The organism is Sphingomonas sp. (genome assembly GCF_036387595.1).
Taxonomy (GTDB): domain Bacteria; phylum Pseudomonadota; class Alphaproteobacteria; order Sphingomonadales; family Sphingomonadaceae; genus Sphingomonas.
The window spans coordinates 39,135-52,017 of the sequence record NZ_DASVTL010000118.1 but is presented as its reverse complement, the minus strand read 5'-3'; the positions used below and the strand labels follow the sequence as shown (position 1 = coordinate 52,017).

Annotated in this window: 13 protein-coding genes and 1 pseudogene; 3 read left to right on the top strand and 11 right to left on the bottom strand. The window is 68.4% G+C overall.

Translation table 11 applies throughout. From position 1 onward, the window contains the following. The 8 genes and pseudogenes from VF643_RS15120 to bla all read right to left on the bottom strand — a co-directional run. The coding region (locus tag VF643_RS15120) for a Rieske 2Fe-2S domain-containing protein (RefSeq protein WP_331044219.1) at positions 1 to 173 on the bottom strand (173 nt) is incomplete at its 3' end. Then, a complete protein-coding gene (gene nirB / locus VF643_RS15115) occupies positions 170 to 2,665 on the bottom strand; it encodes a nitrite reductase large subunit NirB (RefSeq protein WP_331044213.1) in 2,496 nt (831 codons plus the stop codon). The genes VF643_RS15120 and nirB, both read right to left, overlap by 4 nt. Beyond that, the gene (locus tag VF643_RS15110; protein ID WP_331044212.1) at positions 2,665 to 3,864 is read right to left on the bottom strand and encodes a hypothetical protein; all 1,200 of its coding nucleotides are present in this window, start codon (positions 3,862 to 3,864) and stop codon (positions 2,665 to 2,667) included. The genes nirB and VF643_RS15110 overlap by 1 nt, the downstream gene beginning before the upstream one ends. Before the next feature lie 26 nt (positions 3,865 to 3,890). Next, positions 3,891 to 5,129, bottom strand: coding sequence for a nitrate/nitrite transporter (locus VF643_RS15105; RefSeq protein WP_331044211.1), 1,239 nt, complete (start codon positions 5,127 to 5,129; stop codon positions 3,891 to 3,893). 231 nt (positions 5,130 to 5,360) lie between these two features. Beyond that, positions 5,361 to 5,558 carry a diguanylate cyclase domain-containing protein gene (locus VF643_RS15100; RefSeq protein WP_331044210.1) on the bottom strand — a complete coding sequence of 66 codons (198 nt, stop codon included), beginning with the start codon at positions 5,556 to 5,558 and terminating at the stop codon, positions 5,361 to 5,363. 25 nt (positions 5,559 to 5,583) lie between these two features. Further along, a pseudogene (locus tag VF643_RS16170) lies at positions 5,584 to 5,757 on the bottom strand (ATP-binding protein); the annotation flags it as partial. Continuing rightward, complete coding sequence (locus VF643_RS15095; protein WP_331044209.1) at positions 5,672 to 6,385, bottom strand: sensor histidine kinase; 714 nt, start codon at positions 6,383 to 6,385, stop codon at positions 5,672 to 5,674. The gene VF643_RS15095 and the pseudogene VF643_RS16170, both read right to left, overlap by 86 nt. Before the next feature lie 77 nt (positions 6,386 to 6,462). Beyond that, positions 6,463 to 7,338 (bottom strand): class A beta-lactamase, encoded by an 876-nt coding sequence (gene bla / locus VF643_RS15090; protein WP_331044208.1) that lies wholly within the window; start codon positions 7,336 to 7,338, stop codon positions 6,463 to 6,465. A 46-nt stretch (positions 7,339 to 7,384) separates the two neighbouring features. Between bla and VF643_RS15085 the strand changes: the two genes are divergently transcribed. Then, positions 7,385 to 8,458 carry an SPL family radical SAM protein gene (locus VF643_RS15085; protein WP_331044207.1) on the top strand — a complete coding sequence of 358 codons (1,074 nt, stop codon included), beginning with the start codon at positions 7,385 to 7,387 and terminating at the stop codon, positions 8,456 to 8,458. A 354-nt stretch (positions 8,459 to 8,812) separates the two neighbouring features. Here VF643_RS15085 and dnaN read toward each other — a convergent pair whose 3' ends face one another. Next, entirely contained in the window at positions 8,813 to 9,931 is a 1,119-nt protein-coding gene (dnaN, locus tag VF643_RS15080) for a DNA polymerase III subunit beta (protein ID WP_331044218.1), read from the bottom strand. A 127-nt stretch (positions 9,932 to 10,058) separates the two neighbouring features. Continuing rightward, positions 10,059 to 10,724 (bottom strand): outer membrane protein, encoded by a 666-nt coding sequence (locus tag VF643_RS15075; RefSeq protein ID WP_331044206.1) that lies wholly within the window; start codon positions 10,722 to 10,724, stop codon positions 10,059 to 10,061. A 142-nt stretch (positions 10,725 to 10,866) separates the two neighbouring features. Between VF643_RS15075 and VF643_RS15070 the strand changes: the two genes are divergently transcribed. Both VF643_RS15070 and VF643_RS15065 read left to right on the top strand, forming a co-directional pair. Next, positions 10,867 to 11,502 carry a histidine phosphatase family protein gene (locus VF643_RS15070; RefSeq protein ID WP_331044205.1) on the top strand — a complete coding sequence of 212 codons (636 nt, stop codon included), beginning with the start codon at positions 10,867 to 10,869 and terminating at the stop codon, positions 11,500 to 11,502. Then, positions 11,499 to 11,969, top strand: a complete 471-nt coding sequence (locus VF643_RS15065; protein ID WP_331044204.1) for an invasion associated locus B family protein — start codon at positions 11,499 to 11,501, stop codon at positions 11,967 to 11,969. Before VF643_RS15070 ends, VF643_RS15065 begins: the two co-directional genes overlap by 4 nt. Position 11,970: 1 nt before the next feature. On the opposite strand, the gene VF643_RS15060 is transcribed toward VF643_RS15065, so the two are convergent. Further along, positions 11,971 to 12,861, bottom strand: a complete 891-nt coding sequence (locus VF643_RS15060) for a prephenate dehydratase (RefSeq protein WP_331044203.1) — start codon at positions 12,859 to 12,861, stop codon at positions 11,971 to 11,973. Positions 12,862 to 12,883: the final 22 nt, after the last annotated feature.

Genomic DNA, 12,883 nt, shown 5'->3' with positions numbered 1-12,883 from the left:
ATACCCTGGGAGAGGCGGCCATGCTTGTGCGGACAGCGATCGAGGAGCGCGAATATCTTGCCCTCGCCGGTGCGGAACACGGCCAAGTCCTCGCCACCCGCGACCTGCACGGTGCGGCTGCCGCGGACGGGGATCTCGTCCACCCAGCCGATGTCGAGCCATTCGCCGATCATGCCCCGATCTCCTCTGCCACAATTGATGACTGGGGTTCGAAGCGCGCAATCGGCGCATGCTGCTCTCGGTCCGCCCCGGCCACGCGCGCTGCCCAGGGGTCATCCTGCGTGAACTGCTGCGAGTGGACGAAACGCTTCGCCAGAGCAGCGCGGGCGTCGGCATCGGGAACCAGCCGCGACTTGATGTAATCGAGCCCGACACGCTCGAGCCACGGCGCGGTGCGCTCCAGATAGCGGGCTTCTTCGCGGTAGAGCTGGATGAACGCGGCGCACATCTCCATCGCCTCCCCTTCGGTGGAGACCTTGCAGAGCAGGTCGGTGGCGCGAACCTTGATCCCGCCATTGCCGCCGACGTGGAGTTCGTAGCCGCTGTCGACGCAGATGATGCCGAAGTCCTTGATCGTCGCCTCGGCGCAATTGCGCGGGCAGCCGCTGACCGCGATCTTGAACTTGTGGGGCATCCACGACGCCCAGGTCTCGCGCTCGATCTTCACCCCCAGCCCTGTCGAATCCTGCGTGCCGAACCGGCACCATTCGCTGCCGACGCACGTCTTCACGGTGCGCAGCGCCTTGCCGTAAGCATGGCCGGACACCATCCCGGCGGCGTTCAGATCGGCCCAGACCGCGGGCAGATCCTCCTTCTTGATGCCGAAGATGTCGAGCCGCTGACCACCCGTCACCTTGACCAGGGGCGCGTCGTATTTCTCGACCACATCGGCGATCGCGCGCAATTCCTTTGAGGATGTGATCCCGCCCCACATCCGCGGCACGACCGAATAGGTGCCGTCCTTCTGGATATTGGCGTGCATGCGTTCGTTGACGAAGCGGCTCTGCTGGTCGTCGCGATACTCGCCAGGCAGCGCGCAGAGCAGGTAGTAATTGAGCGCGGGGCGGCACGACGAACAGCCGTCCGGGGTCGACCAGTGCAGCCGCTGCATGACCTCGGGGATGGTGCGCATGTCCTGCGCCACGATCTCCCGGCGCACGTCGTCGTGGCCGAAGCTGGTGCATTTGCACATCGTCTTCGCGCCCGCCTGCACCTCGTCGCCCAGTTGCAGCGCGAGCAACGTCTCGACCAGTCCGGTGCACGATCCGCAGCTCGCCGATGCCTTGCACCCGGCGCGTACCGCGTCCAGGCTGTGCGCGCCGCCGACGATGCACGCTGCGACCTTGCCCTTGCTGACGCCGTTGCAGCCGCAGATCTCGGCATCGTCCGAGAGCGCCGCAACGGCCAGACTAGGGTCCAGCGCGCCTCCTCCCGAGGCGAAGGCCTGGCCGAAGATCAGCATGTCGCGCAGGGGCGCGATGTCTTCGCCGCGCTTCATCAGGTCGAAATACCAGCCGCCGTCCGCGGTATCGCCATACAGGACCGCGCCGACGACCCGGTCGTCCTTCACCACGACGCGCTTGTAGATGCCGCGGCTGGCATCGCGCAGGACGATGTCCTCCGCGCCTTCACCGCCGGAAAAGTCGCCGGCGGAGAAGACGTCGATCCCCGACACCTTCAGCTTGGTCGACGTCACCGATCCGCGATAGCCGCTATGGCTGTCGGTCAGCCCGTCGGCGAGCGCGCGGCACATGTCCCACAGCGGCGCGACCAGGCCATAGACGTTGCCCTCATGCTCGACGCACTCGCCGACCGCCAGGATCGCGGGATCGGAGGTGACCATGTGGTCGTCCACCTTGATCCCGCGCCCGATCTCCAGCCCCGCCTCGCGCGCCAGCGCCACTGCCGGCCGGATGCCGACCGCCATGACGACCAGCGACGCCGGGATCAGCGTGCCGTCCTTCAGCTTGACGCCCTCGACCGCGTGCTCGCCGACGATCTCGGCGGTGTTCGCGCTGGTCAGGATCGTCTGCCCACGCGCCTCCAGCGCCGATCTGAGCAGCCAGCCCGCCGCCTCGTCCAGCTGGCGCTCCATCAGCGTCGGCATCAGGTGGATGACCGTCACCTTCATGCCGCGAAGCGTCAGCCCGTGGGCGGCCTCCAGCCCCAGCAGCCCGCCGCCGATGACCACCGCATCGCCGCCTCTGCCCGCCGCGGCGACCATGTGATCGACGTCGGCCATGTCGCGAAAGGTGATGACGCCGGGCAGATCCTTGCCCGGCACCGGGATGATGAAGGGGTCGGACCCGGTCGCGATCAGCAGCCGGTCGTAAGCGACGCTGCGCCCAGACCGCGCGGTGACGGTTCTTGCCGCCCGGTCGATCGCGATGACGGGATCGCCCGCGATCAGGTCGATCGCATGGGCTGCATACCAGGCGAGGTCGTTGATGACGATCTCGTCGAACGTCTTCTCGCCCGCCAGCACGGGGGAAAGCATGATGCGGTTGTAGTTGACGTGCGGCTCGGCGCCGAAGATCGTCACCCGGTAACGCGCGGGATCGCGCGCCAGCAGTTCCTCGACCGCGCGGCACCCGGCCATGCCGTTGCCGATCACGACAAGATGTTCACGGGCATCCCGCCCCGCTTCGATGCGCCGATGTTCCATCAGATCGTCCAATCCAATTGCAGCCAGAGTTTCGTGGTGTCCGCGGCAAAGCCGTCCGCGCGGTAATCGGCGTAGCGGACGGCGACGTTCGTCCTGCGCCACTTGGCGGTGGCGAGCAGGTCGATCTCGTTGCCGTAATGGCGGACCTGCCGGTCGCTTTCGAAGCGGTGGTAGATCGCCTGGAACGTCACCGCTTTCAGCGCGCCGATTGCAGGCGCCGCATAGCCGACGCTCGCATGGGCATCGCGCACGCCGTCGGGCGGCGTCGTCAGGAACTTGTTCGCCCAGCCCTGGAACTTGAACCCCGTCGCGAGCGGCGTCTGGAAGGAGGTCAGCGGCGCACCGCTACCCGCGCCCAGCACCTCATAGCCGCCGCCCAGCTTGAAGGCGCGGACGCCCAGCGTGGCATCCAGCAGATGATAATCGGCGGCATAGCGGTTGGGGTTGCCGCGATAGTCGCTCTGCCGCGCATAGCTGCCCTGATAGGCGAGCCTGACAGACGGGGCGAAGGCATGCGTGCCCACCAGCCGGACGCCATAGCTCTGGCTCGACAGCCGGAACCCCTGCACGCCTGCGCTGTCCTGGTCGATCAGATAGGCAAAGCCGGTCGCGGTGCCGATCGGGGTGGCGTAGGCGATATTGGCGAGCATCGTGTCGCCGGGAATGACGGTCGGCCGCGCGCCCTTGCCGTCGATACCCCAGATCGTGCGAACCGCGCCGATATAGCTGACGTCGGCCTTCAGCCTGGGGAGGCCCGCCCATTCGACCCGCACCGCGTCGAAGGTCTGGGCGTTTTGGCGGAAAGCGACGTCGCCGACGAAACGCTCGTCGTCCAGCACGATCCGCTGCCGCCCGGCGGTGATCGCCACCGCCCTGGTCTGATATCGAACCTGCGCGCGGAACAGCGCGACGTTCTGGGGGTCCGCGACCAGGGGGCAGTCCGCGATGCCGTTCACCCCGTCGTAGTAATCGCCGACGATCGCCAGATTGCCCTGCGCCTCGACCAGCGCGGCGAACGCGCCGCTCGTCGCCTGCACCCCCGTGCGCACCCGCAGCGTCAGCGCGTCGGCCTGGGCGGCGATGCCGTCCTGCTCGACCGTTTCGTAGCGCAGCCGGGCACTGGCGAGCGGCTTGAGCGCGATGTCCTGGGCCAGTGCCGGCGTTGCCGCGGTGGCCGCCACGGCGAGGAGCGCGCGCATCGCTCCTGGCGGTCCCCCCCGGGGGATCAAATCCGCACGCCTTGCGCGGCGGTCCACTCGCGGCGCCAGCTGCCCTTTACCAGCGTCAGCCCGGCGAGCGCGATGACGGCCAGCCCGGCAAAGATCAGGAAGCCCCATTGGAAGCTGCCGGTCAGCTGCTTGGCCAGGCCGAGCGAGGAGGCGAGATAGAAGCCGCCGATGCCGCCCGCCATGCCGACCAAGCCGGTCATCACCCCGATCTCCGCCGAGAAGCGCTGCGGCACCAGCTGGAACACCGCGCCGTTGCCGGTGCCCAGCGCCAGCATCGCCAGCACGAACAGCCCCAGCGCGCTTCCGACCGTCGGCGCGGCGCTGACCCCGGCGAGCGCCAGCGCCGCGACGACGAACACCGCGGTCAGCGTCTTCACGCCGCCGATCCGGTCCGCCAGCGCGCCGCCCATCGGCCGCACCAGCGATCCCGCCAGCACGCAGGCCGCGGTGCAATAGCCCGCGACGATCGTGGTCAGGCCGAAGCGATCGGTGAAATAGATCGGCAGCGATGCCGCCAACCCGACGAAGCCGCCGAAGGTGACCGCGTAGAAACCCATCAGCCACCAGGCGTCGGGTGCCCGCAATGGTGCCAGATATTCGACCAGCGATTTCGGCGCAGGTGCCGTCGGCGCGTCCTTGGCCATCACCAGATACAGCGCCAGCACGATCGCCAGCGGGATGCAGGCGAGGCCGAGCACCGCGTTCCAGCCGAACAGCTTGGCCAGGGTCGGTGCGAACAGCGCGGCCAGCACGGTGCCCGAATTGCCCATGCCGGCCAGGCCCATCGCCTTGCCCTGATGCTCGGGCGGATACCAGCGGCTGGCGAGCGGCAGCGCGATCGCGAAGCTGGCGCCGGCAAAGCCCAGGATGACCCCCAGCGCGAGCGTGCCCGCAAAGCTGTTCACCCCCAGCATCCACGCCGACAGCAACCCGCCGATGACGATCATCTGGCTGATCGCGCCCGAGCGCTTCGGCCCGATGCGGTCGACGAGCAGCCCGTTGACGACCCGCAGGATCGCCCCCGCCAGCGTCGGCACGGCGACCATCAATCCCTTTTCCGCCGGGGTCAGCGCCAGCGTCTTGGCGATCTCCGGTGCCAGCGGCCCGAGCAGCACCCAAACCATGAAGGCGAGGTCGAAATACAGGAATGCCGCAATCAGCGTGGGCACATGGCCACTGGCCCAGAACCCGCTGCGGGTATCGTGTGTCTCGTCGTTCCAGAACGCGGTCGCCATGTTCGTCCCCCCATCTGCGATGGACAAAGAAAAAGCCGCTCCGACGCGCCCGTGGAGGACGTGTCGAAGCGGCTTCGTTGCCTGTGGACGACCATCCGGCCGTCCGACGCCGTGCGATCCCCCCGTTGGAACCGCGCTGCGCTTATCTCGTGTCCGGCATCATCGCCGAACGCGCAAAAGATGACCGATTCGCTGGGTCCGCGCAAGCGTCATTTCGCAAGCGCAGCAAGATTACGCCAAACCGCCGATCGTGGCCACGCCCGCGCTTATGGCCAAGGAGAGGTCGGGGTCGATGTCGGCCAGGCTGCGCGCCCCGATCGCCTCGCGCAACCGCTCGGCGGCCTGGTGCGCGCCGACCAGCGTCGTGGCGGGCATGACGATGCCGAACTCCTCGCCCCCCAGCCGCCGGATCGATCCCGATGACGCCACCCATCGCGCCGACCAGCCGCTTGCTGATGGTCAGGCCGAGGCCGAGGCCGGTTCCGCCGAACCGCCGCGTCGTCGACAGATCCGCCTGGACGAAGGGCGAGGACAGCCGGTGGCTAGCCGCCGGGTCGATGCCAATCCCGGTATCCGCGACCGCGATTCGCCAGCGGGTGCGCTCCCCCTCTTCGGGCGCGCTGGTCAGATGGACGGTGATCCCCCCCCGCTTCGGTGAACTTGATCGCATTGCTGATGAGGTTGGAGAGAATTTGCTGCACGCGGATGGCGTCGCCGCGCACGAACGAATCCGTTCCCGGCGCCGCCAGCGACAGCGAAAGCCCCTTGCGCGAGGCGGCGCCGGCGAACAGATCGACCGCGTTGCGCACCACGCCTTCGAGATCGAAGCTGGCGTCTTCCAGGCTCAGATTGCCCGTTTCGATCTTGGAATAATCGAGCACGTCGTCGAGCACGGTCATCAGCGTCCGGGCGGATTGTTCCAACCGTTCGAAGAAGCGTGCGCGTTCGGCCGGCTCGACGTCGCCGCGCAACAGCTCGATCATGCCAAGCACCCCGGTCATCGGCGTGCGGATCTCGTGGCTCATCGTGGCCAGGAAGGATGACTTGGCGTTTGCCGCGGCCTCCGCTTCGATCCGTGCGGCCTGCAGTTCGCGCTCGGTCTCGACCTGCTGGGTCACGTCGCGCGACACCGAGATGCTGCACGTCTGGCCGCGATATTGCGCGACACGCGCGGCAGCCTCGATCCAGGCCAGGGTGCCGTCGCTGCGGCGCAGGCGGAAGCGCACCGAGGAAACGGCATCGGGATCGCCGCTCATCAATATGTCGTGGTGCGCCTTGAGCAGCGCATGATCCTACGCCGGCGCCAGGTCAATGCCGCGGGGCTTTCGGTGCCTCAGCCCCGAACCGCCGCCGCGATCGCGCGCCCGAGCTGGGCCTGGGCCGCATTGGTCTGAGCCAGTGGCAGAGGCGATCCGGTGATGTAGCTCGTCACCAGCAAGGGTGCGGCACGCCCGGCCGGCCAGAGCAGCGCGACGACGTTGTCGGTGCCGTTGTTCCCCGCTCCCGTCTTGTCCGCGACCCGCCATTGCGCAGGCAGCCCTGCACGTAGTCGCTTCGTCCCGGTGGTCGCAGCTACCATCCACGCGACCAGCCGTGCACGCGAATCGGCGGACAGCACGGTTCCCAGGGTCAGCCGCCGCAACGTCGCCAGCATGGCCGCCGGGGTCGTCGTGTCGCGCGGGTCGCCCGGCATGGCGCTGTTGAGCATCGGCTCCAGTCGGTCGAGCCGGGTCGCCGGATCGCCCGTCGCCCGCAGAAATCGCGTCAATCCCACGGGTCCGCCCAACGTCGCCAGCAGCAAATTCGCCGCCGCATTGTCGCTCTGCCCGACCGCGGCGGCGCACAGTTCCGCCACGGTCGCGGTGCCACCGACGCGCGTTTCGGCAAACGGCGCGTGCGGCACCAGATCGCCGCGCGCCACCGCTACGGTGCGGTCGAGCCGCTCGCGTGCCGTATCGATCCGCGCCAGCACCGCCCCGGCCAGCACCATCTTGAACGTGCTGCACATCGGGAAGCGCTCACCGCCGCGCCAGGCGAAGCGCGCGCCGCTCGCAGTGTCGAGGATCGCCACCCCCATCCGCCCCCGCGTCTCCCGCTCCAGCGCCGCGACCGCTTCCGCGAAGCCGGCGCCGCCGAACATCGGCGTCCGCGCCGCGGCACCGCTCGCCAGCGTCGCACCGGCGCCGATCAGGAACGTCCTTCGTTGCATAGTCCACTCCCCCTGAACGCAAGTCGTCCTCGCGGGTTAACGAAGGATGCCCGAACCGACCAGCCCGCGCGTCTGGCGCCCGCGCCGCCTGCTCGTGACCCGCGCCGCGCGCGGCTTCGCGCATGGCCGCGCGATGGTCGAGCGGGCCGCGGCGTTGGGGACGGAGATCGTCGAGCTTTCCGGTGACCGCCTGACCCTGGACCTCCCCAGCGATCCTGCGCGCGCCTATGCCGAGGCCAAGGCCACGCTCGCGGTCGTCGTCGCGCCACCTTCCAGACGCCGGTTTCAGCCGATCCCGCCCAGCGCGGACTGGCGCGTCGATCTGGCGCAAGGGTGCCCGGCGCATTGCAGCTATTGCTATCTGGCCGGGTCGTTGACCGGCCCGCCGATCACCCGCGCCTATGCCAACCTCGACGAGATCGTCGACACGATCCCCGCGTACGTCGGCCAGGGGCAGATCACCTCGCGCAGCCGCGCGCGCGCGCACGAGGGCACGACCTTCGAAGCGTCCTGCTACACCGATCCACTGGCGATCGAGCCGGTGACGGGGTCGCTCGCCGCGCTGATATCCTGGTTCGGCGCGGCAGGATTGGACGCGGCGCTGCGCTTCACGACCAAGTTCGCAGACGTCGCGCCGCTGCTGGGCCTCGCGCACGCGGGCCGCACGCGGATGCGGGTGTCGCTCAACCCGGCGCTGTTCGCGCGCTACGAAGGCGGCACCGCGCGGGTCGCGGACCGGCTGATCGCGATGCGGCGCATGGCCGATGCCGGCTATCCGATCGGCCTGACGATCGCGCCGATCATCGCCGCCGAGGGCTGGCAGGCGGCTTACGGCGGGCTGATCGCCGACGTCGCGACTGCGCTGGATGGCGCAGCGGACGTGGACCTGACGGTCGAACTCATCACCCACCGCTTCACCGAAGGGTCGAAGGCGACGCTCGACAGCTGGTATCCGGGTTCGGCGCTCGACATGAGCGCCGCCAACCGGATCGAGAAGCGTACCAAGTTCGGCACGTCGAAACAGGTTTACGACCTGCCCACGATGAAGGCGCTGAGAACCTTCTTCTACGACACCATCGCCGCCCAGTTACCCGACGCGCGCATCCTCTATTGGACGTGAGGCGTCAGAGGCTGTCCGAAAACTCGTGAAAGAGCGAGTTTCGAGAGCGGGCGTAGCTTGGCTAGACCATGATGACATCAGCCTCACCCACCCGTTCGTCCTGAGTAGCCATCGAGTAGCTGCGGAGCAGCGTATCGAGAGGGCGTATCGAAGGACAGGTGATCGCGTACCAACGGTGCTTCGATACGAGTCCTCGATACGCCCCTGCGGGGCTACTCGGCCTCTACTCAGCACGAACGGGTAAAGGTGGCGTCATCATGATCTAAGGAGGCTCCGGCGATGCGCAGCATCGTTGGAGGCCAAGCGGAGGGTGGCACCGCAAAACGCGGATTCACCGCATCTTCAAACGGACTCTCACACCCGCATCGGCATCAGGACGTACAGCGCCGAGGCCTTGTCGTTCTCGCGGATCAGCGTCGGCGCGGCGGCGTCGGCCAGGTGTACCTCGACGATGTCGCCCTCGATCTGGCCCAATATGTCCATCAGATAGCGGCTGTTGAAGCCGATCTCGAAGGGCAGCGCGGCATAGTCTCCGGGGACTTCCTCGGCGGCGGTGCCGTTTTCGGGGCTGGTCACCGACAGCGTGATCCGGTCGCGGTCCAGCGCCATCTTCACCGCGCGCGTCTTCTCGGTGGCGATCGTCGAGACGCGATCGACGCCTTCCATGAAGCTCTTGGGGTCGAGTTTCAGGATCTTGTCGTTGCCGGTCGGGATCACCCGTGAATAATCGGGGAAGGTGCCGTCGATCAGTTTGGACGTCAGCACCGCGCGGCCCAGGTCGAAGCGGATCTTGGTGCCCGACAGCGATACGCCGACCGAGCCATCGACCTCGTCGAGCAACTTGCGCAACTCGGCGATACATTTGCGCGGCACGATCACGTCGGGCATCCCCTCCGCGCCTGCCGGCCGGGGTATCGTCACCCTGGCCAAGCGGTGGCCATCGGTGGCCGCGGCCTTGAGCACCGGCGCGGAGCCATCCGCGTCGGCGACGTGGAGGAAGATGCCGTTGAGATAGTAACGCGTCTCCTCGGTCGAGATCGCGAATCGGGTCTTGTCGATGATCTCCTTCAATTCCTTGGCGCCCAGTTCGAACTGGGTCGGCAATTCGCCCTCCGCGATCACCGGGAAATCGTCGCGCGGCAGCGTGCCGAGCGAGAAGCGCGCGCGTCCCGCCACGATCGTCAGACGTCCTTCGGCCGCGGCCAGCGATACCTGCGCGCCGTCGGGCAGCTTGCGCGCGATGTCGAACAGGGTGTGGGCGGACACCGTGGTCGCGCCCGGCTGATCGACTGCCGCTGCCACGCTCTCGTTGATCTGCAGATCGAGGTCGGTCGCCATCATCTTGAGCGCACCCTCGGCGGTGGCTTCCAGCAGCACGTTCGACAGGATCGGGATCGTGTTGCGCCGCTCCACCACCGATTGGACATGGCTCAGCCCCTTGAGGAGCGTCGCGCGTTCGATCGTCGCCTTCATCATATTCCCCCGTGCCAACCCGAGTCCCGGGGGCGTCCGCAATGCCGCGCAACCCTACAAGCCAAAAAGGGGCCGGAGCAAGCGCCCCGACCCCTCTCGTGATTCCGCTTACCAGATGGTTAACCGATCAGAAGCGGAAGCCGTAGCTGGCGACCACCTGGTGCCGGTCGGTATCGACGTCGAAGCGGCTGCTGGTCGCGCCGTTCACGTAATCCACCTGGCCGCGCTGATAGTTCGAATAGCGATATTCGACCTTGGCGTAGCTGTTCGGCCCCACCGCGCGCTCGACACCTGCACCGACGCGCCAGCCGTCGAGGTCGAAATCCGTGTCGGTCGTCTGGCTGGTCGATCCCGCCAGCACGTTCAGCCGGGCATTGGTATAGCCGCCCTTGGCATAGATCAGCGTCTCCGGCGTCGCCAGGATGCCCGCCCGCGCGCCGATGTACAGGTCGCGGCCCTGCTTCACCCGGCCGAAGCCGAAGTCGGCGCTATAGTCGCGGCGATCGCTCTTGGCGGTCGATCCGGTGATCTCGCCCTCGATGCCGACCAGCGCGCCGCCGACCGCGACATCATACCCGGCGCCGATGCCATAGAGCAGCCCGCCGATCGACTGGTCGTCGCGGCCATTATCGTTGTCGACGCTGGAACCCGCGCCGACATGGTCGTAACCCAGAATGCCTTCGACCCGCGGACCGGTGAAGACGGGATCGGTGGCTTGTGCGAAGGCGGGTGCGGCGGCAGCAAGCGCGACCGGCGAAGCGATCAGCATCGCGGCGAGGGACATGGTACGCATGGGAATACTCCGTTATCTCACCCCCGAACAGCACGCGGGGTGGACGGGCCAAATGGTTAACGGCCGCGCATGTTGCATGAACCTCAGCTAAACAGCGCAATTCGTTGTATTTTCGCCACAGGAGCTTGATCTGCCCGCCGCAATGCCCAGCCCGCGTCGCGGCCGAGATTATATCGCTCGGCATGGCGAGACCGTCTTCAACGCCGCCCGCCGCTTGCAGGGCGATCACGCACACACGCCGCTGACCCGCGACGGCTTCGCGCAGGCAGACGAGATGGGGGCTGCGCTGCGCACGCTGCTGGGCGCGCGCCCGGCGCTGACCCTCTGGGCGTCGCCCACCGGGCGCGCGCTCCAGACGCTTAGCGTCATCGCCGAACATCTCGAACTCGACTGGCACGCTGCGCGCACCGATGCGCGGCTGGTGGAGATCGGCATGGGCAGCTGGGGCGGGCGCTATTACGCCGATGTGGTTGCGCAGGTCGGGCCGGTTATCGGCGCCGGCGGTATCCTGCGGCCTGCGCCCGATGGCGAGAGCTACGCCGCCATCGCCGAGCGTACCGGTGCCTGGGCGGCCGACACCGCGGACGATGCGGGCGATCGGCTGGTTGTCATGCACGGCATCTCCAGCCGGGTATTGCGCGGCGTGCTGACCGGGCTTGCGCCGCACGATGGCCTCGACGCGCCCGTCGCGCCGGGCCTGCCGCAGGGGTCGGTGTCGCTGATCGCGGGCGGGGTCGAGACGCTGGCGCATCGCGGCACCGGTCAGGCGCCGGCGTGAAGAGTCTCGCGCTGCTGCTGCTGCTCGCCGGCCCCGCGGCGGCGCGCGAGACGATCGGCGTGTATCGCGGCTGGGGTGCCTTTCGCGACGCGGTGCCGGCGCGCTGCTATGCGATCGCGCGGCCGATCATGGCGGGCGGCAACCCGAACGGTTTCGCCAGCATCGCCACCTGGCCCGCCCGCGGCCTGCGCGCCTCGCTCCACGTCCGCCTCAGCCGGGAGCGCGATGTCTCCGCCGGCGTGACGCTGAGCATCGGCGAACGCCGCTTCCCGCTGGTGGCCGGCGCGCGCGACGCCTGGGCACCCGATGCGCCCACCGACCGCGCGCTGGTCGCCGCGTTGCGGGCCGGGCGCAGCATGAGCGTTGAGGCGGTGGGCGGGGGCGGGCGCCCCTTTGCCGACGTCTATGCGCTGGCCGGCGCCGCCACCGCGATCGACGCGGCGACGCTGGCGTGCGCCGCCCGGTAGGTCAGCCGCGCGCCCGCGCTTGTCGATAGGTGCCGAGCAGCCGCACCCATTTGGCGTGGAATCCCAGTTCCTCGATCGCGCGATCGAACCCGGCCTCGCCCGGTCTGCCATCGACGTCGGCATAGAATTCGGTCGCCGCGAAACTGCCGCCGCGCTGATAGCTTTCGAGCTTGGTCATGTTCACGCCGTTGGTCGCAAAGCCCCCCATCGCCTTGTAGAGCGCGGCGGGCACGTTCTTCACCTCGAAGATCAGCGTCGTCATCCATGGGCCTTCGCCGACCGCGGGCCGGCCGCCACGCGCCAGCGTGACGAAGCGCGTGGTGTTGTGATCGGCGTCGGCGATGTCGTCGGCCAGCACCTCCAGGCCATAGATCGCGGCAGCGGCGGCAGGCGCGAGTGCGGCGACCGCGGGGTCGCCCAGTTCGGCCACCACCGCAGCGGCACCGGCGGTGTCGGGATAGGCGACCGGCTGTATATCGTGGGCGCGCATCCAGTGGCGGCATTGGCCCAGCGCCTGCGGATGGCTCATCGCCTGGCGCACGCCCTCGCGCGGGCCGACGCCGAGGAGCGCGTGGCGGATGCCCAGGAAATGTTCGCCGGTGATGACCAGCCCCGATTCGGGCAGCAGGAAGTGCATGTCGGCGACGCGGCCGTGGAGCGAATTTTCGATCGGGATGATCGCGCAATCCGCAGCGCGCGATTTGACCGCCTCGATCGCATCGGCGAAATCGAAGCACGGCAGCGGCAGCCCGTCGGGAAACGCCTGCACCGCCGCGACATGGCTGTTGGCGCCTGGCGCACCCTGAAAGGCGACGGTGCGGCCGGGTTCGGCGGCGGCGGCGCGGGTCATCGCCGCGACGATCGGCTGGGCGGGGACGGCATATTGATCCATCGGCCGACGCGATACGGGCGCG